Genomic DNA, 22,332 nt, shown 5'->3' with positions numbered 1-22,332 from the left:
CCTCCGCCTCATGCCCTCCGACCTCGCACTTGTCACCGATTCCACGGCCTATCTGCCGCAGGAGGCCCTCGATCGGTACGGGATCACGGTGGTTCCGCTGAGCGTCGCGGTCGGTGACTCGGTCCGCTGCGAGGGGGTCGAGATCTCTCCCAAGGACGTCGCCGAGGCGCTGCGCGAGAAGCAGCGGGTGACGACCTCCCGGCCCAATCCCGAGACCTTCGCCGCCGCCTACCGGGGCGCCGTCGAGGCCGGGGCGAAGGGCATCGTCTCGGTGCACATCTCCGGCGAGCTGTCCGGCACGGTGGAGGCCGCCCGGCTGGCGGCCGCCGAGGCGCCCGTACCGGTGCGGGTGGTGGACAGCCGGCTGGTCGGCATGGCCCTCGGATATGCGGCGCTGGCGGCGGCCGAGGCGATCGCGGCCGGGCGGGACCTGGCGGAGGCGGCCGAGGCCGCCACCCGGCGGGCCGCCGTGACCAGCGGGTTCTTCTACGTCGACACCCTGGAGTACCTGCGCAGGGGCGGTCGGATCGGGGCGGCGCGGGCGCTGCTCGGGTCGGCGCTGGCGGTCAAACCGCTGCTGCACCTGGACGGAGGGCGGATCGAGCCGTTGGAGAAGGTACGCACCGCGTCGCGGGCGATCGCGCGCCTGGAGGAGATCGCGGTCGAGCGGTCGGGGGACGCGGAGGTCGACATCACCGTGCACCACCTGGCGGCCGAGGAGCGGGCCGAGCCGCTCGCGGAGCGGCTGCGGGCGCGGGTGCCCGGCCTGCGGGAGCTGTACGTGGGCGAGGTGGGGGCGGTGATCGGCGCACACGTCGGGCCGGGGCTGCTCGCGGTGGTGGTCGCGCCGCGCTGAGGGGGCGCCGGTCAACTCGGCGGTGCTCTGCCCACTCGTGCGAGTGAGCTGATTCATCCACAACCCCCGGGTTATCCACAGGGTTTCGGTAATTTCTGCGCGCACTGCCGAGGACTCCTACCGTCCTCGGCATGACGAGCATGAGCCTGGGCGCGGCGAAGCGCCACGAGATCAACGAGACCGTACGGCTGCGGATGGCGGCGTTGCTGCCGGTGGACGATGGGGCTGGTGGTGGTGGTGGAGGAGGCGGCGGGGCCGGGGTCGGGCCCGGCGGGCCTGGGGGCTCCGTTGCGGTGGCGGGGGAGCCCACGGCGACCGGGCCGCCTTCGGGTGCGGCTCCGTCCGGGGCTGGGGAGCGGCCGCCTGCACCGCATGTGCCGCATGTGCCGCCTGCTCCGTTGGAGCCGTCCGGGGTGGGCGGGGTGGGCGGGGTCGTGGACCCGCCGGAGCCGGTGGCCGGGGCGCGCCTCCGGTTCGGTTCGGCGATGGCGCTCGACCGGCGGGCGGTGGCCGGGCTGGCCGTCCTGCTGCTGTTCGCGGTCGGCTACGCCGTGCAGCACTTCTGGCTGGCCCGGCCGCAGGCGGTAGCCGTGCCGGCGCTGGCGTCCGCCCCGGTGGCACCGGGGTCGGCGGAGTCTGCGCCCGTGCCGGCTCCTGCCTCGGGCACGGCCTCGGCCGAGGCCGCCGATGCCGCTGCCGTCGGGGCCCAGCCGGCCGTCGTGGTCGACATCGGCGGACGGGTTCACCTTCCCGGCCTGCACACCCTGCCCGGCGGCTCGCGGGTGGCCGACGCCTTACGGGCGGCGGGCGGCCCGCTGCCGGAGACGGACACCCGGGGCCTCAACCTGGCCCGCGTACTGACGGATGGTGAGCAGATCCTGGTCGGCGAGCCGGGCTCGGCCCCCGCCCCGGGCGCCGGAGCCGGCAACGGGCCCCCGGCGGCCGGCACGTCGAGGCCACCCGTCAGCCTCAACCGCGCCACCCTCGAACAGCTCGACACCCTCCCCGGAGTCGGCCCGACGCTCGCCCATCGCATCCTCGCCTACCGCACGTCGCACGGCTCGTTCCGCACGCTCGACCAGCTCCGGCAGGTCGGCGGCATCGGCGCTCGCACGTTCGCGGAACTCCGTCCGCTGCTCACCCTCTGACGCCCCTTCCGACTCTCTCCCGCCTCTCCGCGGATCCGTTCGCCCCGTCCTTCCCCCCCCGTGCTGTTCGTGGCCGCTTTCGTCCAGCCGTTGTGTCGTCAGCCGTCGCCGTCGCCGCCGCCGCGCCGAAGGGAGGTACCGTCATGTCCGCCACCACCGACCCGATCCTGCACACCCGTTCCACGGGCGCCGACTTTCGGCTGCTGCTTCCCGCCGTCTCGGCCTGGGTGGTGACGGCCGCGCTCCTCGACCTGGAGCCGGGGTACGACGTCCTCGCCTTCACCCTGGCGGGTGCCGCCGCACTGGCAGCCGTCCTGCTGCTCGCCAGGCCGGCGGTCCCACGCCGTCGCGGAGCGGCGGTGACCTTGGCAGCCATCCTGCTCACCGGGGCCGCGGCCGCGATCGCCACCCCGCTGCACACCGCCGATCTGCACCGGGGGCCGCTACCGGAGCTCGCCCGCGCGGCCGAGCACGCCCCACCGCGATCCCCGGGCGAGCCCGCCCGGGTGGTGGAGGTGGAGCTGACCGTCGCCGGCGATCCGAAGTCCCACGCGGCCCGGGGCGGGACCACCGGCGGGCAGACCCTCCTCACCGTCGACGCGGTGGCCGACCGGGTCACACTCGTCCCGGACGGGCGGAGCACCAGGACGCGGACCCCGGTGACCGTCATGGTCCGGGGAGCGGAGTCCGGGCCCTGGCAGCGGCTGCTCCCGTCGGAGCGGCTGGCGGCGGAGGCCGAGGTACAGCCTGCGGGGGAGGGCTACGACACCGAGTCCGCGGCGCTGCTGGTCGTCCACGGCCCGCCCCGGCAGATCGAGCCGCCGAGCCTGCCGCAGCGTGTCGCCGGGCGGCTGCGGGCCGGGCTGCGCACGGCCGTCGACGGACTCCCGCCGGACGCGCGCGGACTGCTCCCCGGCCTGGTCGTCGGGGACACCTCGCAACTGCCCGACGACCTCGGGGACGCCTTCCGGGCCACCGACCTGGTGCACCTGGTGGCGGTCAGCGGTGCCAACCTGGCGATCGTCCTCGGCGTGCTGCTGGGTGCCCCCGGTCAGGCCGGGACCCCGGAACGGCGCGGGCTGGCCGCGGTGCTGGGGCTCTCGCTGCGTACCAGCGCCATGCTCGGGACGGCGCTGACGCTGGCCTTCGTCACCGTCTGCCGACCGGAGCCCAGTGTGCTGCGCGCGGCGGGGACGGGTCTGATCGGCATGCTCGCGCTGGCCACCGGCCGTCCCCGGCAGGCGGTGCCCGCGCTCGCCGGGACGGTCCTGGTCCTGGTCCTGCTCGACCCGTTCCTGGCGCGCTCCTTCGGATTCCTGCTCTCGGTGCTCGCCACGGCCGGGCTGCTCGTCCTCGGGCCGCACTGGGCCGAGGCGCTGCGGGCCCGGCGCTGGCCGCGCCACTTGGCGGGCGCCCTCGCGGCGACGGCCGCCGCCCAGGCGCTGTGCGCGCCGGTGACGGTGGTGCTGTCCGGGCACATCAGCCTGGTCGCGATCCCGTGCAACCTGCTGGCCGAGCTGGCGGTGGCCCCGGCGACCCTGCTCGGTTTCGGGGTGCTCGTGCTGCAGCCGCTCCTCCCGGACCTGGCCCGGCTGCTCGCGGAGCCGGCCGGAGTGCCGGTCGGCTGGCTCGCCCTGGTGGCGCGGCGCGGTGCCGAGCTGCCGGGTGGGCAACTCTCCTGGCCGGGTGGGTGGTTCGGGACGGCGACGGTTGCGCTGGTCACCCTGGCGGTCTGCTGGGCGGCGCCGCTCCTGCTGCCGCGGCGCGCGCGGCCCGGCGCGCCAGTCCGCGCCCGGCTGCGGTGGGTACGGGCGCTGGTGACGGGGGTGCTGCTCGTGGTCCTGCTGGCCGTGCTGCTGCGGCCACCGCAGCTCACCCGGATCGCCACCGGCTGGCCGCCGCCAGGGTGGCGGATGGTGATGTGCGATGTCGGCCAAGGGGACATGCTGGTCCTCGCGGCCGGTGCGCCGGACAGCGCGGTGGTGGTCGATGCGGGGCCGGATCCGAACGCCGCCGACAGGTGTCTGCGCGACCTCGGCATCACGGCGGTGCCGCTCCTGTTGCTGACGCACTTCCACGCCGATCATGTCGAGGGCGTGCCGGGGGTGTTGCGGGGGCGTCGGGTCGGTGCGGTCGAGGGCACGACCCTGGACGATCCACCGGGCGAGGCGGCCCGGGTGGCAGGTTGGGCGGCCGGTGCCGGGGTGCCGCTCCTGCGTGCTGGGCGAGGTGAACGGCGTTCGGTGGGCGCGGGGTTGTCGTGGGAGGTGGTCTGGCCCGATCCCAGGGTGGCTGTCGAGGCGCCCGGTGCGAACAACGCGAGCGTCGCGTTGCGGGTGTCGGTCGCGGGCGGCCTGCGGATGGCCTTGCTCGGGGACCTCGAACCGCCCGCCCAGTCGGCGCTGCTGGGCCGCTTGAGGCGGGTGGACGTCCTGAAGGTGGCGCATCACGGATCGGCGCACCAGGACTGGGACCTGACCGGCGCGTTGCGTCCCCGGTTGGCCTTGATCTCGTGCGGTGAGGGCAATGCGTACGGGCACCCGTCCGCGCGGACGGTCGACCACTTGCGCGCGTTGGGCGCGAGCGTGCTGCGCACCGACCGGGTGGGCGACATCGCCGTGACGGGCGACTCCCCGGTCACCCTCGGTGTGTCCGTGCATCCCCGGACCGCCCACGAGGTGCGCAAGCCGCGCTCCCGCGGCGGGAGCTCGTCGGCCGTCGCCTCCGGCGTCGGCCGGGCCTCGCACGCCCCGCACGCCCCGCGGGCTCCGCCCGGATGACCCCCGCTTTCCTCCTCCCGTCCACGAAGTGGGGAAGGGAAAGGGGTTGGGGTGGGGAGGAGGAGGGAGGGGTGGGGGCGGGGGCGGGGGCCCGGAGAACAGTTGCGGCGCGCTCCGAGCAGGCCCGGAGTGCGCCGCGTCGTGGCCGGGTCAGCCCTCTTCGCGCCAGCCTTCGTGGGTGGCGGCGAGGGTGTCGAGGGCGTGGAGGTGGGTCGGGGTCCAGCCGTCTTCCGGGGGTTCGACGACGACGAGCCACTGCGCGTCCTCGGCGTCGTCCTCGCCGGCGAGGGCGTCGCGGACGATTTCGAGCTCGCCGAGGTCGGGGTGGGTGGCGCTGAGTTCCTCGAAGGCGTCCTCGGCGGCGTCGCGGTCGGGCAGGACGAGCAGTTGCCGGGCGTGCGGGTCGTCGACGTCCGGCAGGTCGGTGGTGTGGTTCTCGGTCACTGGGCCATTCTCCAGGTCGGGCCGGCAGACAGGTCGGCCGGGCGGGAGTGTCCGCGCCCCGTGGGATGCTGGTAGGCGATGGCCAGGAAGAGTGCACCCGACGACCTGCTCGCCCCGCTGACCCTCGCGGTCGGCCAGGAGGAGCTGCTGCTGGACCGTGCGGTCGCCCAGGTGGTGGCGGCGGCGAAGGCGGCGGATCCGGACACCGACGTGCGGGATCTGCCGCCCGGCGGCCTGCAGCCGGGGAGTCTGGCCGAGCTGACCACGCCGTCGCTGTTCGCCGAACGCAAGGTGATCGTGGTCCGGGCCGCGCAGGACCTCGCCGCCGAGTCGGTGAAGGAGGTCAAGGCGTACATCGAGGCGCCCGCCGACGAGGTGATCATGGTGCTGGTCCACGCGGGTGGCGCCAAGGGCAAGGGCCTGCTGGACGCCGGACGCAAGGCGGGCGGTCGCGAGGTGGCCTGCGCGAAGCTGGCCAAGGCGAGTGAGCGGCTGGCCTTCGTCCGGGGCGAGTTCCGTACGCTGGGCCGCTCGGCCACGCCGGAGGCCTGCCAGGCCCTGCTGGACTCGCTCGGCAGCGACCTGCGGGAGCTGGCGGCCGCGTGCAGCCAGCTGACCTCGGATGTCGAGGGCACGATCGACGAGACGGTGGTGGCCCGCTACTACAGCGGCCGGGCCGAGGCGACGGGCTTCGAGGTGGCCGACCTGGCCGTCACCGGCCGGGCGGCGGAGGCGCTGGAGCGGCTGCGCTGGGCGCTGGCCGTGGGGCAGCCGCCGACGGGCATCACCTACGCGCTGGCCTCCGGGGTGCGCAGCATCGGGCGACTGGCGACCACCGGGCGGAACATGCGTCCGGCCGATCTGGCCCGCGAGTTGGGCATGCCGCCGTGGAAGGTCGAGCGGGTCCGCCAGCAGATGCGCGGCTGGACGGGCGACGGGGTGGCCACCGCGCTGACCGCGATCGCCCAGGCCGACGCGGCGGTGAAGGGCGGCTCGGACGATCCGGCCTTCGCGCTGGAGCGCGCGGTGGTGGCCGTCGCCCGGGCTGCCCGGGCAGGGTCCCGCCCCGCCTACTGACCGGCCCCGGCCTTAAGACCCGGCTCCGGAAGACCACGGAAGACCCGGCACGTAAGACCAGGCACGTAAGACCAGGCCCTATGGCCCGGCCCCTCCTACCGGACTACTTGCGCATCGCGCGGACAGCGTCCCAGCCGTCGGACTGCAGGGCTGTGCGGAGCTCCTCCTTGGACGGCACCTTGGTCTTTCCCTCGGTGTAGCTGGCGGACCAGGAGATGTAGTACGTCATCCCGCCGTCGCGGACGTCGAGTTCGGCGCTGACGCTGTGCCAGGTCTTGTCCGAGGCGCCCGGGTCGTCCTTGTAGAGGAAGTACGCCTCCTCGCCGAGCCCCGGCACGTCGGTGACCTGGTAGTCGCGCGCCCGGTAGACCTCCTTGGCGGCCGCGAACTCGGGTGCGGGGTTGACCGCCTTGTGCAGGTCGGCGCGCAGGTAGACGGAGGCGTACTCGCTGTCGGAAGTGCCGGCGCCGCTGCGCTTGAGCGACATCGAGCAGTTCATGCTGTCCAGCGCCGGGTGCCGGTCGCTGTGGTGGGTCGGCGCGCTGGAGTCGGAGACGCTGTACAGCCGGAGGAGCGAGGAGGGCCTTCCCGTGGTGCAGAAGTCGTCCGAGAGGCGGTAGGCGCCCAGGGGCCGTGGCGAGGCGTCGGTGCTGACCAGGTCGGGTACGACGAGCACGGCGGTCGCCCAGCCGGCCGAGGCGAGCAGCGCGCCGACGAAGGCCCAGACGGCATTGCGGCGCAGGTTGCCGCCGGACCGTCGCGCTCCACCGCCTGCCGGCACGGGAGTCATCCCCGGTGCGGTGGGCAGCCCGGGCGGCGGCCCGAAGCCCTGGACCGGCACTCCCCGCGCTCCCGACGCTCCCGCCCCCGGCGCCTGCTGCGGAAAGCCGTAGCCCGGCCCGTTCGGTGCCACCGGCTGCGGCTGCGGCTGCGGTGGTGGTGACGGTGGCGGCGTCGTCATGAAGCTCCCCCTCGGGCCCGGCGCCGAGGTGCTCCCCGCACCTCGATCGCGCGTGACCGACCATAGCGGTCGGACCGCGGAACGCGACAGGCGCCGCAGTGGGCCTCTGGGGAAGAGGCCGACTACGGCGCCTGTCGTACTGCTTCGTGCACCGCACCCGCGTGGCGAACGCAGGCCGCGTACGGTGCGAGTCTCGCGCACCTCAGGAGTCCGGGTAGAGGGCCGGGTCCGTCCCGAGGCGGTGGGGGCCGTGGCCCCCGGGCGTCAGGCCTGGGCGGCCGCGTTGACGCGCTTGGTGATGGCCGACTTCTTGTTGGCGGCCTGGTTGGCGTGGATGACGCCCTTGCTCACGGCCTTGTCCAGCGCCTTGGAGGCGGCGCGGGCCAGCACGGTGGCCTTCTCGGTCTCGCCGGCGGCAGCGGCCTCACGGGCCTTGCGCAGAGCGGTCTTCAGCGAGGACTTGACGGCCTTGTTGCGCAGGCGCGCCTTCTCGTTGGTCTTGTTGCGCTTGATCTGGGACTTGATGTTCGCCACGAAGGAGCCTCAGTCTTGTCTAAAGGATTGAACGGGCTGCACCGCGCGGCCGCCGGTCGTGCTGAGAGGGCATGCCGAGGCCAGGTGCAGCAGCCCACGCTACCAGGGGCCCACCACCCGTCCCAAACCGGCCGATGCTCCCGAACCGGCCGCCCGACCTCGCCGTACCGGCCCCGCAGCGCCCGGCTACGCCCTGAGCACCGGCTCGCCGTAGTGCTCGACCTCCGGGAACGGCTGGTAGTACCGGTGCAGCAGGTCCCGCCACTGCTGGTACTCGGCCGAGCCGCGGAACCCCTCGGTGTGGTCCGCGAGCGTCTCCCACTCCACCTGGAGGAGGAACCGCGAGCCGCGCCCCTCGTCGAGGCAGCGCCGCAGTTCCAGGGAGCGGAAGCCGCGCTGGACGGCGATCAGCGGACGGGCCTCGGCGAAGGCGGCGAGGAACTCGTCCTCCTGGCCGGGCAGGACGTCGAGCAGGGCGCTTTCCAGGATCATGGGGAGCCATCCTGCCGCCCCGCTCGGGGTGGGAGAAGCCCTGGACGAGACCGGGCCACGAAACCGGGCCGCGAGACCGGGCCGCGAACCGCCCCGCGAACCGAACCGAGGGCCGAACGACGGACCGAACGGCAGCCCGGTTCGTGGTCGTGGGAAGATGGGAGGAACTATTTCGATCGGACGAGACTGTCCGGTCCCCGGGAAACCGGTCAGCGATGACCAGGACACCCCCGGCCCCGGACCAACGGAGAATCGGACCAAGGTGCCCGCGACCCCCAGCAATGTGCCAGAGCCCAGCCGTACCGACCCGGCGCTGATCCGCAACTTCTGCATCATCGCCCACATCGACCACGGCAAGTCGACGCTCGCAGACCGGATGCTGCAGATCACCGGCGTCGTCGACCCGCGGCAGATGCGTGCCCAGTACCTCGACCGCATGGACATCGAGCGCGAGCGCGGCATCACCATCAAGTCGCAGGCGGTCCGCCTCCCGTGGGCGCCGAAGACCGGGCCGGACGCCGGGACGACGCACATCCTCAACATGATCGACACCCCCGGCCACGTGGACTTCACGTACGAGGTGTCCCGCTCCCTCGCGGCCTGCGAGGGCACCATCCTGGTGGTCGACGCGGCCCAGGGCATCGAGGCGCAGACCCTCGCCAACCTGTACCTGGCGCTGGAGAACGACCTCACGATCGTCCCGGTGCTCAACAAGATCGACCTGCCGGCCGCCCAGCCGGAGAAGTACGCCGCGGAGATCGCGCACATCATCGGCTGCGACCCCTCGGACGTGCTCCAGGTCAGCGCCAAGACCGGTCTGGGCGTCGAGGCCCTGCTGGACCACATCGTCAACACCATCCCGGCCCCGGTCGGCGTCAAGGACGCCCCGGCCCGCGCGATGATCTTCGACTCGGTGTACGACTCCTACCGCGGCGTGGTCACCTACGTGCGTGTCGTGGACGGCCAGCTCACCAAGCGCGAGCGGATCGCCATGATGTCCACCGGCGCCACCCACGAGCTGCTGGAGATCGGCGTCATCTCGCCCGAGCCGAAGGTCGCCGACGGCCTGGGCGTCGGCGAGGTGGGCTACATCATCACCGGTGTGAAGGACGTCCGGCAGTCCAAGGTCGGTGACACCATCACCTCGATGCACAAGGGTGCGACCGAGGCGCTCGGCGGCTACAAGGACCCGCGCCCGATGGTGTTCTCCGGCCTCTACCCGCTGGACGGCTCGGACTACCCGCTGCTGCGCGACGCCCTGGACAAGCTGCGGCTCAACGACGCCGCGCTGGTGTACGAGCCGGAGACCTCGGTCGCGCTCGGCTTCGGCTACCGCTGCGGCTTCCTCGGCCTGCTGCACCTGGAGATCATCCGGGAGCGCCTGGAGCGCGAGTTCAACCTCGACCTGATCTCCACCGCCCCGAACGTGGTCTACCGGGTGATCATGGAGGACGGCACCGAGCACACCGTCACCAACCCGAGCGAGTTCCCGACCGGCAAGATCGCCGAGGTGTACGAGCCGGTCGTGCGCGGCACCATCCTGGCGCCCAACGAGTTCGTCGGCGCGATCATGGAGCTCTGCCAGTCCCGCCGCGGCAACCTGCAGGGCATGGACTACCTCTCCGAGGACCGCGTCGAGCTGCGCTACACCCTGCCGCTCGCCGAGATCGTCTTCGACTTCTTCGACCAGTTGAAGTCCAAGACCCGCGGCTACGCCTCGCTCGACTACGAGCCCATCGGCGAGCAGAGCGCCCAGCTGGTGAAGGTCGACATCCTGCTGCACGGCGACGCGGTGGACGCCTTCTCCGCGATCGTGCACAAGGACAAGGCCTACGGCTACGGCGTGATGATGGCGGGCAAGCTGCAGAAGCTGATCCCGCGCCAGCAGTTCGAGGTGCCGATCCAGGCGGCCATCGGCTCCCGGGTGATCGCCCGTGAGACGGTCCGCGCGATCCGCAAGGACGTCCTCGCCAAGTGCTACGGCGGTGACATCTCGCGTAAGCGCAAGCTGCTGGAGAAGCAGAAGGAAGGCAAGAAGCGGATGAAGATGGTCGGCCGCGTGGAGGTCCCGCAGGAGGCCTTCATCGCCGCGCTGTCCACCGACGCCGAGGCGCCGAAGGACAAGAAGTAGCGGTCTGAACGGAAGGGCCCGGGCGTCATCGGCGTCCGGGCCCTTCCGCATGCCCGGGGCCCGGGGCTATTTCAGCGTGCTGAGCACCCCGGTGACGATCGCCGCCTTGGCCAGCCGTCCCGCCGTGCCGGTGAGCACGGTGGGCCGCATCGAGTCGTCCCCGTGGACGAGTTGGAGCAGCCCGTCCCGCCGGCCGAGGCTCAGGCACTGCGCGACGTACCTGTAGGTGAACGGCTTCGCGGTGCGCCCGTCGAGCAGCTTGCCGAGGTACTGGCCCTGCGGCAGGGCGGTGGCGCAGCCCATCCGCAGGGTGCCGGTGCCGGGGACGGTCACCGCGGCGGCGTCGCCGATCACGTGGACGTCCGGGTGGGAGACGGAACGGAGGAGGTCGTCGACCAGGGCCCGGCCGCGGTCGTCGACGGCCAGTCCGGCCTCGGCGGCCAGCGGGTGCGGCTCCATCGAGGCGGCCCAGGCGGTGACGTCGGCGTCGATCGGGCCGGCGGTGGTGCGCAGCCCGGCGGGGGTGACCTCGGCGACGGTGGCGTGCTCGTGGACGGTGACGCCGAGCCGGTCCATGACCTGCCGGATGTGGGTGCGGGCCCGGGCCGAGAACCACCCGCCGACCTGGCCGGCCGCGACGATCCGGACCCGCCACCGGGGGTGGGCCTCGGCGAGTTCGGTGGCCAGCTCGATGCCGGTGGCGCCGCCGCCGACCACGGCCAGCGTGCCGGGGCGGTCGGCCTCGTGCAGCCGGCGGTGCAGTTCGGCGGCCCGCTCCGCCGGGTAGGCGTGCTCGGCGGCGCCGGGGACGTCGTGCCAGGCGGTGCGGCTGCCGAGGGCGTAGACCAGGGTGTCGTAGCCGAGGGAGGCGCCGTCGTCGAGCAGGACCTTGCGCCCGGCCAGGTCGAGTTCGACGGCCCTGGCCCGCCGGTGCTCGATCCGGCGGCCGCGCGCCAGCTCGCCGATGGCCGGCCAGTCGCGCCCGTGACCGGCCGCCGTCTCGTGCTGGCGGACGCGGTGCAGGAGTCGCGCCTCGGGTGCGACCAGGGTGACGGGGCGGTGCCGTCCGGCGCCCTTGGCCGCGCTGAGTCCGGCGTAGCCGGCGCCCAGGACGACGATCCGCTGCTCGGTGCCGGTGCCGGTGCCGGTGTCGGTGCCGGTGCCGGTGCTGTTGCTCATCTCGTCCGCCTCCTCGGGAGTGCGCTCTCGTGGAGCGCTGTTCGGGAGGGGGACGACGCGGTCGGCCGGAGTGTGACAGTGACCTGCGTCACAACCCGATCGGGTTCACGGCCAGGTCGGGTTCACGGCCCCATCGGGCTGAGGTGGCCGAGCTTCTCCGGGTTGACCACCACGAAGGCCTCGGTGATCCGCCCGTCGGCGACGGTGAGGGCCACCACGCCGCCGACGGTGCCCGTGGCCTTCTCGTACCAGACCAGCCCGGGCTCGCCGTTGACCAGCGCGGAGCCGAGCCCGAACTCGGGGGTGAACCACTTCGTGACCAGCCCGGACACCAGCCGGGCGACGTTCCAGGCGCCGAGGACGGGGCGGGCGGCGGCGCGGACGATGCCGCCGCCGTCGGCGTGCCAGACCACGTCCGGGTCGAGGATCTCCATCAGGGCGAGGATGTCGCCCCGGGTGCTGGCGGCGACGAAGGCCTCGACCGCCTGGCGGTGCTCGGCCGGGTCCGCGACGGCGCCGGACCGCCCGCCGCCGGACCGCCCGCCGCCGGACCGCCCGCCGGTCGACCGCCCGCCGCGCCGCCCGTCGCCGTCGCGGACCCGGCGGCGGGCCCGGGAGGCCAGCTGGCGGGCGGCGTCGGGAGTGCGGTCGAGGGAGTCGGCGATCTCGTCGAAGCCGACCGCGAAGACGTCGTGCAGCACGAAGGCGGCCCGCTCGGCCGGGGTGAGCTGCTCCAGGACGGTGAGCAGGGCGAGCGAGACGGACTCGCCGCGTTCGGCCAGTTCGGCGGGGGAGTCGGCGGCGTCCGCGTAGGAGACGGACGGCTCGGGCAGCCATTCGCCGTAGTAGGCCTCGCGGCGGGCCCGGGCGGAGCCCAGCTGGTCGTAGCAGAGCCGGGTGACGACCGTGGTGAGGAAGGCGCGCGGGTCGGCGACGGCGTCGTGGTCGGCGCCCTGCCAGCGCAGCCAGGCGTCCTGGAGGACGTCCTCGGCGTCGGTGAACGATCCGAGCAGCCGGTACGCGACGGAGCCCAGGTAACGCCGGTTCGCCTCGAAGGCGTCCGGTTCCTGGCCGTCGTCGGCTGCAGGCGCGGAGGTCACGGGCCTACGGTAGCGAAGGCCGCCACCGACCCGAGGAGCGGAGCGTGACGTACCGGGCGAGAGGGGTGCGGAACGCGCGGGGCCGGGGCGGAAGACTCCCGCCCCGGCCCCGCGCACCCTCGCGCAGCGGGTCAGTCCACCTCGGCCACGGCCTCCGCGAACTGCGCCTGGTACAGCCGGGCGTAGGCGCCCTCGGCGGCGATCAGCTCGTCGTGCGAGCCCTGCTCGACGATCGAGCCGTTCTCCATCACCAGGATCACGTCGGCGTCCCGGATGGTGGAGAGGCGGTGCGCGATCACGAAGCTGGTGCGGCCGGTGCGCAGCCGCGCCATGGCCCGCTGGATCAGCACCTCGGTGCGGGTGTCGACGGAGCTGGTCGCCTCGTCCAGGACGAGGATCGAGGGCTGGGCGAGGAACGCCCGGGCGATGGTGATCAGCTGCTTCTCGCCGGCGCTGACGCCGGTGCCCTCGTCGTCGAGGACGGTGTCGTAGCCGTCCGGCAGGGTGCGCACGAAGCGGTCGACGTGCGCGGCCTTCGCCGCCTCGATCACCTGCTCGCGGGTGGCCCCCTGGGCGCCGTAGGCGATGTTGTCGGCGATGCTGCCGCCGAACAGCCAGGTGTCCTGGAGCACCATGCCGATGCCGGAGCGCAGGTCCTCGCGGGACATCGCGGCGACGTCGACCCCGTCGAGGGTGATCCGCCCGGAGCTGACCTCGTAGAACCGCATCAGCAGGTTGACCAGGGTGGTCTTGCCGGCGCCGGTGGGGCCGACGATGGCGACGGTCTGGCCGGGCTCGACCTTGAGCGAGAGGTCCTCGATCAGCGGCTTGTCGGGGTCGTAGCGGAAGGACACGTCCTGGAAGGAGACCCGGCCGTGGATGGTGTCGGGCCGCTCGGACACGGCCGGTTCGGGGCTCTGCTCGGGGGCGTCCAGCAGCTCGAAGACGCGCTCGGCGGAGGCGACCCCGGACTGCACCAGGTTGGCCATGCTGGCGACCTGGGTGAGCGGCTGGCTGAACTGCCGCGAGTACTGGATGAACGCCTGCACGTCGCCGATGGACAGCGAGCCGCTGGCCACCCGCAGGCCGCCGACGACCGCGACCAGCACGTACTGCAGGTTGCCGATCAGCATCATCGCGGGCTGGATGATCCCGGAGATGAACTGCGCCCGGAAGCTGGAGGCGAACAGCGCCTCGTTGTGCTCGCGGAAGGTCTCGGCGGACTCGCGGTGGCGGCCGAACACCTTGACCAGGCTGTGGCCGGTGTACATCTCCTCGATGTGCGCGTTGAGTTGGCCGGTGGACTTCCACTGCTGGACGAACTGCGGCTGCGCCCGCTTGCCGACCTTGGCGGCGACGACCACCGACAGCGGCACCGACACCAGGGCGATCACGGCGAGCAGCGGGGAGATCCAGAACATCATCGCCAGCACACCGACCACGGTGAGCAGCGAGTTGACGACCTGTCCCAGGGTCTGCTGCATGGACTGGCTGATGTTGTCGATGTCGTTGGTGACCCGGCTGAGCACCTCGCCGCGCGGCTGCTTGTCGAAGTAACTGAGCGGCAGCCGGGCGAGTTTGGCTTCGACGTCCTGGCGCAGCCGGTAGCCGGCCCGCTGGATCGCCGCGGTGGCCAGCCGGCCCTGGACGATGCCGAACAGGGCGGAGGCGACGTAGATGGCCAGTACCCAGAGCAGGACGGTGCCGATGGCGCCGAAGTCCATGCCCTGGCCGGGGGTGAAGCTCACCGAGGAGAGCAGGTCGGCGACGCCGCCCTCGCCGTGGGCGCGCAGCCCCTCGACGATCTGCGCCTTGGAGGCGCCGGGCTCGAAGCGGGCGCCGACGACGCCGGCGAAGATCAGGTCGGTGGCGTTGCCGAGCACCTTGGGGCCGGTGACGGCGCAGCCGATGCTGAGCACGCCGAGGGCCAACACGCCCGAGAGCAGGGAGCGTTCGGGGCGCAGCAGGCCGAGCAGGCGCTTGCCGGAGCCCTTGAAGTCCATGGACTTCTCGGTGCCCTGGCCGCCCATGAAGCGGCCCGGTCCGGCGGGGCCGCGGCGGGCGGCGGCGGCCTGGGAGTCGGTGGGCAGTTCGGCGGCGGGGGCCGCGGGCTGGTCGTCCGTGTCGGGCTTGCCGGGGGTGGTCACGCCGCCTCCTGCTCGGTGAGCTGGGAGAGCACGATCTCCCGGTACGTCGGGTTGTCGGCCATCAGTTCGCGGTGGGTGCCGGTGCCGACGACCGCGCCCTCGTCGAGGACGATGATCCGGTCGGCGTCGCGGATCGTGGAGACGCGCTGGGCGACGATCAGCACGGTGGCGTCGGCGGTCTCGCGGGAGAGGGCCTTGCGCAGCCTGGCGTCGGTGGCGTAGTCGAGCGCCGAGAAGGAGTCGTCGAACAGGTAGACGTCGGGCTTGCGGACGAGGGCCCGGGCGATGGCCAGGCGCTGGCGCTGGCCGCCGGAGACGTTGCCGCCGCCCTGGGCGATCGGGGCGTCCAGGCCCTCGGGCAGCTTCTCGACGAAGTCCTTGGCCTGGGCGATCTCCAGGGCGTGCCAGAGCTCCTCGTCGGTGGCGTCGGGCCGGCCGTAGCGGAGGTTGCTGGCGACGGTGCCGGAGAACAGGTACGGCTTCTGCGGGACGAGTCCGACGCTCTCGGCGATCGCCTCGGGGGCGAGTTCGCGCACGTCGACGCCGTCGAGCAGGACCTGGCCGGAGGTGGCGTCGAAGAGCCGGGGCACGAGCCCGAGCAGGGTGGACTTGCCGCTGCCGGTGGAGCCGATGACGGCGGTGGTCTCGCCGGGGCGGGCGGTGATGTCGATGCCGCGCAGCACCGAGGCCTCGGCGCCGGGGTAGCGGAAGTCGACGTCGCGCAGCTCCAGGTTGCCGCGGCGCAGCACCTCGGTGATCGGCGTGGCGGGCGGGACGACGCTGGAGGAGGTGCCGAGGACCTCGTCGATGCGCTCGGCGCAGACCTCGGCGCGCGGCACCATCATGAACATGAAGGTGGCCATCATGACGCTCATCAGGATCTGCATCAGGTAGGAGAGGAAGGCGGTGAGCGCGCCGATCTGCATGGCGCCGCTGTCGATCCGGTGGGCGCCGAACCAGAGCACGGCGACGCTGGAGACGTTCACGACCAGCATCACGGCCGGGAACATGAAGGACATCAGCCGGCCGACCTGGAGGGCGACGTTGGTGAGGTCCCCGTTGGCGCCGGCGAAGCGGGTCTGCTCGTGGCCGTCCTTGACGAAGGCGCGGATGACCCGGATACCGGTGATCTGCTCGCGCAGGATCCGGTTCACCGTGTCGATCCGGGTCTGCATGCTGCGGAACTTGGGGCGCAGCGAGCGGACCAGCAGGAGGACGACGATGCCGAGCAGCGGGATGACGGCGAGCAGCAGACCGGACAGCGGCACGTCCTGGTTGAGCGCCATGATGATGCCGCCGACGCACATGATCGGCGCGGCCACCATGAGCGTGAAGCTCATCAGGGCCAGCATCTGGACCTGTTGGACGTCGTTGGTGGTGCGGGTGATCAGCGAGGGGGCGCCGAACTGGCCGACCTCGCGGGCGGAGAAGCTCTGCACGCGGTCGAAGACGGCGGCGCGGAGGTCCCGGCCGAAGGCCATCGCGGTGTGGGCGCCGTAGTAGACGGCGCCGATCGAGCACAGCGCCTGGATCAGGGTGACACCGATCATCACCCCGCCGACGCGCAGGATGTAGCCGGTATCGCCCTTGACCACGCCGTCGTCGATGATGTCGGCGTTGAGCGTCGGCAGGTAGAGCGCCGCCAGGGTGGACACCAGTTGGAGCACCACGAGCAGGGCGATCGGTCGGGAGTATGGGCGCAGGTACGCCCGGAGCAGTCTGATCAGCACTTGCACACTCTTGTCGTCGGCGGGTGGATTCGCATCCCAATTCTCGTTCTTTGGTGCACTCGTACAGACGATTCCCAGGGTGTGAACCGGAGGTTTGTCCAGCCCTTTGCCGAATCGCCCAGTGGGCCCGGTTGCGCGGTTCACCCGGGGTCCTGGCGGGGTCGTCGAACGGGCACCGGCGCCGTGGCGGTGTGCCGACGGTCCGTGCCCTCTTACGGAATGACCGATTTCCCCCTAGGCTGCTGATTGCCCCCTTGTTACTCGCCGGTACCGTCCGGGTTACCCGGGGGCCCGGCGACCGCCCCCCACGGGCGCCGCGACAATCCCTCAGACGGCCACCCGCCCCCGGAGGTCCTCGTTGAGTTCCGCGCAGTCCCTGATCGACTCCGGCAGTGCCGACATCGTCGCCGGGCGTCCCGCCTCCGTCGCCCACCTGTTCCTGGAGCGGGTCGCCGCCACCCCGAACGCCGAGGCCTACCGCTACCCGGCCCCGGTCGACGAGCACGCCGCGGACGGCGCCCCCGGCGCCGAGCAGTGGCGCTCGCTCACCTGGGCGCAGACGGCGGCCCGGGTCAAGGCGGTGGCCGCCGGCCTGATGGCGCTCGGCATCCAGCCGGAGGACCGGGTCGCGCTGGCCTCCTCCACCCGCGTCGAATGGATCATCGCCGACCTCGGGAACATGTGCGCGGGCGCCGCCACCACGACCGTCTACCCGAGCACCAACACCGACGAGACCGCCTTCATCCTCTCCAACTCCGGCTCCAGGGCGCTGTTCGCGGAGAACGCCGCCCAGCTCGCCAAGGCCGTCGACCAGATCGAGCAGCTGCCCGAACTGCGGACCGTCATCCTCTTCGACGCCCCCGAGAGCACGGCCCCCGAGAGCACGGCCCCCGAGAGCACGGCCCCCGGGAGCGCGGCCCCCGAGACCGGCGCGACCGGGTCCGGCGCGACCGAGTCCGGCGCGACCGCGACCGAGGTCCCCGGGACCGCCGGCCTCGCCCTGCTCACCCTCGCCGAACTGGAACAGCGCGGCGCCGAGTACCTGGAGCAGCACCCGGACGCGGTTGAGAAGGCGGTCGCCGCGCTCGACAAGGAGCAGCTGGCCACCCTCATCTACACCTCCGGCACCACCGGCCGCCCCAAGGGCGTGCGCCTGGTGCACGACTGCTGGGCGTACGAGGGCCGGGCTCAGGAGGCCAGCGGGCTGCTGCGCTCCGACGACGTCCAGTTCATGTGGCTGCCGCTGTCGCACGTGTTCGGCAAGACGCTGATCTCCGGCCAGATCGCCACCGGCCACGTGATGGCCGTGGACGGCCGGGTCGACCGGATCATCCACAACCTGCCGGCCATCCGGCCGACCGTCATGGCCTCGGCGCCGCGCATCTTCGAGAAGGTCTACAACGGCATCGCCGGCCGGGCCCGGGCCGAGGGCGGCGCCAAGTACAAGATCTTCCGCTGGGCCGCCAAGGTCGCCCGCGAGCACGCCCGGGCCGTCCAGGAGAGCCGGATCGCCACCGGCACCGGAACCGCCCCGCTGGGCCTGCGGCTCCAGCACACCGTGGCCGACAAGCTGGTCTACGCCAAGATCCGCGCGGCCTTCGGCGGCCGGCTGCGCGGCGCCGTCTCCGGCAGCGCCGCGCTCGCCCCCGAGATCGGCTTCTTCTTCCTCGGCGCCGGCGTGCCGATCCTGGAGGGCTACGGCCTCAGCGAGACCAGCGCCGGCTCCTGCGTCAATCGCGAGGAGGACGTCCGGATCGGCACGGTGGGCCGCGCGCTGCCCGGCACCGAGGTCCGGATCGCCGAGGACGGCGAGATCCTGCTGCGCGGCCCCGGCGTCATGCGCGGCTACCACGACCTGCCGGAGAAGACCGCCGAGGTGCTGGAGGCCGACGGCTGGTTCCACACCGAGGACATCGGCGAGCTCAGCCCCGACGGCTTCCTGCGGATCACCGACCGCAAGAAGGACCTGTTCAAGACCTCCGGCGGCAAGTACGTCGCGCCCAGCGAGGTCGAGGGCAGGTTCAAGGCGGCCTGCCCGTTCGTCAGCAACATCCTGGTGATCGGCAACGGCCGCAACTTCTGCACCGCGCTGATCGGCCTGGACGAGGCGGTCATCATGCCGTGGGCCGCCGAGCACGGCCTGGCCGGCAAGTCCTACGCCGAGGTGGCCGCCGACCCGCAGGTGCACCAGCTGATCGACGGCTTCGTCCGGCGGCTCAACGCCGACCTGCAGCGCTGGCAGACGATCAAGAAGTTCCACCTGCTGCCGCGCGATCTCGACATCGAGCACGGCGAGCTCACCCCGAGCCTGAAGATCAAGCGCCCGGTGGTCGAGCGGACCTACGCGGACGCCGTCACCGCGATGTACGCGGGCGCCAACGAGGCCTGAGCCGCCCCGCCCCCGTACGGCTCACCGGTTCGGGTGAGCCGTACGGGACAATGGGGTCATGCCCTCCGCACTCCCCGACGGCGAACCGGTGCCGTCCGACGGTTCCCTGCCCGCGCACGCCCGCACCGGTCTCGGGCAGCGGCCGTTCGGCTTCTACCTGCACGTGCCGTACTGCGCCAGCCGCTGCGGCTACTGCGACTTCAACACCTACACCGCCACCGAGCTGCGCTCCTCCGGGGCCGTCGCCTCCCAGGAGACCTACGCGGACAACGTGGTCGCCGAGATCCGGCTGGCCCGCAGGATCCTCGGCCCCGTGGACCTCCCGGTGCAGACCGTCTTCCTCGGCGGCGGCACCCCCACCCTGCTGCCCGCCCGCGACCTGGTGAAGATGCTCGCCGCACTGCGCGAGGAGTTCGGGCTCGCCGACGGCGCCGAGGTCACCACCGAGGCCAACCCGGAGTCCGTCGACCCGGCCTACCTGGCCGAGCTGCGCGAGGGCGGCTACAACCGGGTCTCCTTCGGCATGCAGAGCGCCCGCCCGCACGTCCTGCAGCTGCTCGACCGCCACCACACCCCGGGCCGCCCCGAGGCCTGCGTCGCCGAGGCCCGCGCCGCCGGCTTCGACCACGTCAACCTGGACCTCATCTACGGCACCCCCGGCGAGTCCGACGACGACTGGCGGGCCTCCCTGGACGCCGCCATCGGCGCCGGGCCCGACCACGTCTCCGCCTACTCCCTGATCGTCGAGGACGGCACCAAGCTCGCCGCCCGGGTCAAGCGCGGCGAACTGCCGATGATCGACGACGACGTGCACGCCGACCGCTACCTCATCGCCGAACAGGCCCTCAGCGCCGCCGGTTACTCCTGGTACGAGGTCTCCAACTGGGCCACCACCCCCGAGGGCCGCTGCCGCCACAACGAGCTCTACTGGACCGGCGCCGACTGGTGGGGCGCCGGCCCCGGCGCGCACAGCCACGTCGGCGGCGTCCGCTGGTGGAACGCCAAGCACCCCGCCGCCTACGCCCAGGCCCTCGCCGAAGGCCGCACCCCGGCCCTGGGCCGTGAGGTCCTCGCCGAGGAGGACCGCCGGGTCGAGCGCATCCTGCTCGAACTGCGCCTCGCCGAGGGCATCCCGCTCACCCTCCTCACCGACACCGGCCGCCAGGCCGCCGCCCGCCACCTCGCCGACGGCCTCCTCGACCCCGACACCCACGCCGCCGGCCGCGCCACCCTCACCCTCCAGGGCAGGCTGCTGGCCGACGCGGTCGTACGTGACCTGGTGGACTGACATTCGTTGACGTGGGTGTCAGCCGTCGGAGGGAGCGTGGGATGACCGCCATCGATGATCGGATGACCGGGATCTTCGAGAACCTGGAGGTGCCGGAAGGCGTCAAGGCCGAGCTCATCAGGGGGGAAATCGTGATGACGGCCGGGCCTGACATGGTCCACAACCTCATCGTCCTGGCGATTCAGCACCAGCTTCCGTACGGTCGGTGGCGTCCCCTCACGACCCAGGACCTGGGGATCCCCGGCCAGGCGAGCGAACCCCAGCCCGACCTGGTCGTCTTCGAACGCGGGGCGGTCGAGGAGCACGGACGACTGCTGCCGTCGCCTGCCGTCACCCTGGTGGTCGAGGTGGTGTCGAAGACCAGTGTCGATCGTGATTACCGGACCAAGCGGGAGCTCTATGCCGAGGGCACCGTCCCCGCGTATCTGATCGTCGACCCGATCAAGGGAGTCTGCGTGCTGCTGACCGAGTTGGGCAAGGATCCCGGGTCCGGGCTCCCGAGGTACATGTCCGAGCGGACCAGTAAGTTCGGCGAGCCCGTCCCCGTCGGCCTGCTCGATGTCGATCTGGACACCACGGACTTTCAGCAGTACGTCTGACCTACCTCACCCCGGGAGCGTCACGAAGTCGATCAACTCCTCGACGCGGCCCAGGAGCTCCGGCTCCAGGTCCTTGTAGGTGTCGACCTTGGAGAGGATCCGCTTCCAGGCGGCGGGGGTGTTCACCGGCCAGCCGAGGCGGCGGCAGACGCCCTCCTTCCACTCCTCGCCGCGGGGGACGGCGGGCCAGGCGGGGATGCCGACGGAGGAGGGCTTCACGGCCTGCCAGATGTCGATGTAGGGGTGGCCGACGACCAGGACGGCGTCGCCGGTGACCTGGGCGGCGATGCGGTGCTCCTTGGTGCCGGGGAGCAGGTGGTCGACCAGGACGCCGAGGCGGCGGCCCGGGCCGGGGGCGAAGTCGGCGACGATCGCGGGCAGGTCGTCCACGCCCTCCAGGTACTCGACGACCACGCCCTCGATCCGCAGGTCGTCGCCCCAGACCCGTTCGACCAGCTCGGCGTCGTGCCGGCCCTCGACGTAGATCCGCGACTCGCGGGCGACCCGGGCCCGGGCGCCGGGGACGGCGATCGAGCCGGAGGCGGTGCGGCCAGGCGCCCGCGAGGGGGCCGGGCCGGTCGGGCGCACCAGGGTGACCACCCGGCCCTCCAGCAGGAAGCCGCGCGGCACCAGCGGGAACACCCGGTGCTTGCCGAAACGGTCCTCCAGGGTGACGGTGAACCCCTCGGCGGTCCGCTCGCACCGCACCACCGCGCCGCAGAAGCCGGTCGCCGCCTCCTCCACCACCAGGTCCCGCTCGGCGGGCACCTCCGGGGCGGGCTGCTGCCTCTTCCACGGCGGGGTCAGGTCGGGTCCGTACTGGCGGCTGTGCATGCAGGTGACTATAGGCAGCGGCAGCGCCCGAGGATCGGACGGCCCGTCACAGGCCCGGCGCGCCCCAGACCGGGAACCAGCGGCTGAGGTCCTTCTCCAGCCGCAGGTCGTTCCCCAGCAGCGCGTTGACCTGCAACTCCAGCGGGCTGTTGCGCCGCTCCCCGCCGCCGGGCATCGGGGCGAAGGGGTAGAAGGTGCCGCGCTTGTAGAGGTAGACCAGCGCCAGCGACTGCCCCTGCCCGTTGCGGAAGGCGACCAGCGAGCAGAGCAGCTGGGGCCCGAAGCCGTTCGCCTCCAGCTCGCTGTTGACCGCGTGCAGGTCGTTCACCAGCTCCGGCAGCTCCTCGGGGGTGTGCCGGGCGAGCAGCCAGGAGTAGCCGTAGCCGTCCTTGGAGGCCTCCACCGGGACGCCGCCGCGCTCGGTGTCGGCGTCCAGCAGCGCCCGCACCTGCTGCTCGACCTGCCCGAAGGCCGCGCCCTCGACGGCGGCGAAGCAGACCGAGCCGAGGCCGGTGGGGGTGAACCCGGCCCCGGCCTCCAGGGTGAGGGCGGCGGACGGTACGCCGAACAGCTGGTCGAGGTCGGGCTTGACGGGCTTGGTGCGCCCGAACAGGGCGTCCAGGATTCCCACGGCGGTCCTTTC

18 protein-coding genes are annotated in these 22,332 nt (G+C 72.8%); 8 read left to right on the top strand and 10 right to left on the bottom strand.

The features are described from left to right. Positions 1-10: 10 nt before the first annotated feature. The 3 genes from P3T27_RS11225 (at position 11) to P3T27_RS11215 (ending at position 4,784) form a co-directional block, all read left to right on the top strand. On the top strand, positions 11-856 hold the full coding sequence (locus tag P3T27_RS11225) for a DegV family protein (RefSeq protein WP_280677050.1): 846 nt from the start codon (positions 11-13) through the stop codon (positions 854-856). A 131-nt stretch (positions 857-987) separates the two neighbouring features. Next, positions 988-2,004 (top strand): helix-hairpin-helix domain-containing protein, encoded by a 1,017-nt coding sequence (locus tag P3T27_RS11220; protein ID WP_280677048.1) that lies wholly within the window; start codon positions 988-990, stop codon positions 2,002-2,004. A gap of 143 nt (positions 2,005-2,147) precedes the next feature. Next, the gene (locus P3T27_RS11215; protein ID WP_280677046.1) at positions 2,148-4,784 is read left to right on the top strand and encodes a ComEC/Rec2 family competence protein; all 2,637 of its coding nucleotides are present in this window, start codon (positions 2,148-2,150) and stop codon (positions 4,782-4,784) included. 150 nt (positions 4,785-4,934) lie between these two features. Here P3T27_RS11215 and P3T27_RS11210 read toward each other — a convergent pair whose 3' ends face one another. Then, the gene (locus P3T27_RS11210; RefSeq protein WP_280677044.1) at positions 4,935-5,228 is read right to left on the bottom strand and encodes a hypothetical protein; all 294 of its coding nucleotides are present in this window, start codon (positions 5,226-5,228) and stop codon (positions 4,935-4,937) included. 78 nt (positions 5,229-5,306) lie between these two features. Here P3T27_RS11210 and holA point away from each other — a divergent pair, with 78 nt between their 5' ends. Beyond that, a complete protein-coding gene (gene holA / locus P3T27_RS11205; protein WP_280677042.1) occupies positions 5,307-6,305 on the top strand; it encodes a DNA polymerase III subunit delta in 999 nt (332 codons plus the stop codon). A 103-nt stretch (positions 6,306-6,408) separates the two neighbouring features. Here holA and P3T27_RS11200 read toward each other — a convergent pair whose 3' ends face one another. The 3 genes from P3T27_RS11200 to P3T27_RS11190 all read right to left on the bottom strand — a co-directional run bounded on the left by P3T27_RS11200 (position 6,409) and on the right by P3T27_RS11190 (position 8,292). Beyond that, positions 6,409-7,095: a hypothetical protein gene (locus P3T27_RS11200; protein WP_280677040.1), complete on the bottom strand. Its 687-nt coding sequence runs from the start codon at positions 7,093-7,095 to the stop codon at positions 6,409-6,411. Between the two features lie 435 nt (positions 7,096-7,530). Continuing rightward, positions 7,531-7,800, bottom strand: coding sequence for a 30S ribosomal protein S20 (gene rpsT / locus P3T27_RS11195; protein WP_270147017.1), 270 nt, complete (start codon positions 7,798-7,800; stop codon positions 7,531-7,533). A gap of 186 nt (positions 7,801-7,986) precedes the next feature. After that, a complete protein-coding gene (locus P3T27_RS11190; RefSeq protein WP_280677036.1) occupies positions 7,987-8,292 on the bottom strand; it encodes an antibiotic biosynthesis monooxygenase in 306 nt (101 codons plus the stop codon). 262 nt (positions 8,293-8,554) lie between these two features. Between P3T27_RS11190 and lepA the strand changes: the two genes are divergently transcribed. Further along, on the top strand, positions 8,555-10,423 hold the full coding sequence (gene lepA / locus P3T27_RS11185; RefSeq protein ID WP_280677034.1) for a translation elongation factor 4: 1,869 nt from the start codon (positions 8,555-8,557) through the stop codon (positions 10,421-10,423). 66 nt (positions 10,424-10,489) lie between these two features. Here the strand turns inward: lepA and P3T27_RS11180 are convergent, their stop codons facing one another. The 4 genes from P3T27_RS11180 to P3T27_RS11165 form a co-directional block, all read right to left on the bottom strand. Then, a complete protein-coding gene (locus P3T27_RS11180; RefSeq protein WP_280677032.1) occupies positions 10,490-11,602 on the bottom strand; it encodes an FAD-dependent oxidoreductase in 1,113 nt (370 codons plus the stop codon). Between the two features lie 122 nt (positions 11,603-11,724). After that, positions 11,725-12,702, bottom strand: coding sequence for a sigma-70 family RNA polymerase sigma factor (locus P3T27_RS11175; protein ID WP_280677030.1), 978 nt, complete (start codon positions 12,700-12,702; stop codon positions 11,725-11,727). Positions 12,703-12,833: 131 nt separating this feature from the next. Beyond that, complete coding sequence (locus P3T27_RS11170) at positions 12,834-14,732, bottom strand: ABC transporter ATP-binding protein (RefSeq protein ID WP_280677234.1); 1,899 nt, start codon at positions 14,730-14,732, stop codon at positions 12,834-12,836. 113 nt (positions 14,733-14,845) lie between these two features. Then, a complete protein-coding gene (locus tag P3T27_RS11165; protein ID WP_280677028.1) occupies positions 14,846-16,579 on the bottom strand; it encodes an ABC transporter ATP-binding protein in 1,734 nt (577 codons plus the stop codon). Between the two features lie 358 nt (positions 16,580-16,937). Here P3T27_RS11165 and P3T27_RS11160 point away from each other — a divergent pair, with 358 nt between their 5' ends. Genes P3T27_RS11160 through P3T27_RS11150 form a run of 3 tightly spaced genes read left to right on the top strand, consistent with a single transcriptional unit; the run spans position 16,938 to position 20,855 of the window. After that, the gene (locus P3T27_RS11160; RefSeq protein ID WP_280677026.1) at positions 16,938-18,968 is read left to right on the top strand and encodes an AMP-binding protein; all 2,031 of its coding nucleotides are present in this window, start codon (positions 16,938-16,940) and stop codon (positions 18,966-18,968) included. Positions 18,969-19,026: 58 nt separating this feature from the next. Then, positions 19,027-20,256: a radical SAM family heme chaperone HemW gene (gene hemW / locus P3T27_RS11155; RefSeq protein WP_280677024.1), complete on the top strand. Its 1,230-nt coding sequence runs from the start codon at positions 19,027-19,029 to the stop codon at positions 20,254-20,256. A gap of 41 nt (positions 20,257-20,297) precedes the next feature. Beyond that, positions 20,298-20,855, top strand: coding sequence for a Uma2 family endonuclease (locus tag P3T27_RS11150; RefSeq protein WP_280677022.1), 558 nt, complete (start codon positions 20,298-20,300; stop codon positions 20,853-20,855). 6 nt (positions 20,856-20,861) lie between these two features. Here the strand turns inward: P3T27_RS11150 and P3T27_RS11145 are convergent, their stop codons facing one another. After that, entirely contained in the window at positions 20,862-21,689 is an 828-nt protein-coding gene (locus tag P3T27_RS11145) for a DUF3097 domain-containing protein (RefSeq protein ID WP_280677021.1), read from the bottom strand. 46 nt (positions 21,690-21,735) lie between these two features. Next, positions 21,736-22,320: a hypothetical protein gene (locus P3T27_RS11140; RefSeq protein WP_280677019.1), complete on the bottom strand. Its 585-nt coding sequence runs from the start codon at positions 22,318-22,320 to the stop codon at positions 21,736-21,738. Positions 22,321-22,332 lie beyond the last annotated feature (12 nt).

Origin of the sequence: Kitasatospora sp. MAA19 (assembly GCF_029894125.1) — a bacterium.
Taxonomy (GTDB): Bacteria; Actinomycetota; Actinomycetes; order Streptomycetales; family Streptomycetaceae; genus Kitasatospora.
This window is presented reverse-complemented; position numbering and strand designations above follow the sequence as displayed.

What these genes read in the sequence shown, in the direction of transcription:
- P3T27_RS11225 (WP_280677050.1), top strand. Translation starts at nt 11, where the DNA reads ATGCCCTCCGACCTCGCACTTGTCACCGATTCCACGGCCTATCTGCCG.
- P3T27_RS11220 (WP_280677048.1), top strand. Translation starts at nt 988, where the DNA reads ATGACGAGCATGAGCCTGGGCGCGGCGAAGCGCCACGAGATCAACGAG.
- P3T27_RS11215 (WP_280677046.1), top strand. Translation starts at nt 2,148, where the DNA reads ATGTCCGCCACCACCGACCCGATCCTGCACACCCGTTCCACGGGCGCC.
- holA (WP_280677042.1), top strand. Translation starts at nt 5,307, where the DNA reads ATGGCCAGGAAGAGTGCACCCGACGACCTGCTCGCCCCGCTGACCCTC.
- P3T27_RS11200 (WP_280677040.1), bottom strand. Translation starts at nt 7,095, where the DNA reads ATGACTCCCGTGCCGGCAGGCGGTGGAGCGCGACGGTCCGGCGGCAAC.
- P3T27_RS11190 (WP_280677036.1), bottom strand. Translation starts at nt 8,292, where the DNA reads ATGATCCTGGAAAGCGCCCTGCTCGACGTCCTGCCCGGCCAGGAGGAC.
- P3T27_RS11180 (WP_280677032.1), bottom strand. Translation starts at nt 11,602, where the DNA reads ATGAGCAACAGCACCGGCACCGGCACCGACACCGGCACCGGCACCGGC.
- P3T27_RS11170 (WP_280677234.1), bottom strand. Translation starts at nt 14,732, where the DNA reads ATGGGCGGCCAGGGCACCGAGAAGTCCATGGACTTCAAGGGCTCCGGC.
- hemW (WP_280677024.1), top strand. Translation starts at nt 19,027, where the DNA reads ATGCCCTCCGCACTCCCCGACGGCGAACCGGTGCCGTCCGACGGTTCC.
- P3T27_RS11150 (WP_280677022.1), top strand. Translation starts at nt 20,298, where the DNA reads ATGACCGCCATCGATGATCGGATGACCGGGATCTTCGAGAACCTGGAG.
- P3T27_RS11145 (WP_280677021.1), bottom strand. Translation starts at nt 21,689, where the DNA reads ATGCACAGCCGCCAGTACGGACCCGACCTGACCCCGCCGTGGAAGAGG.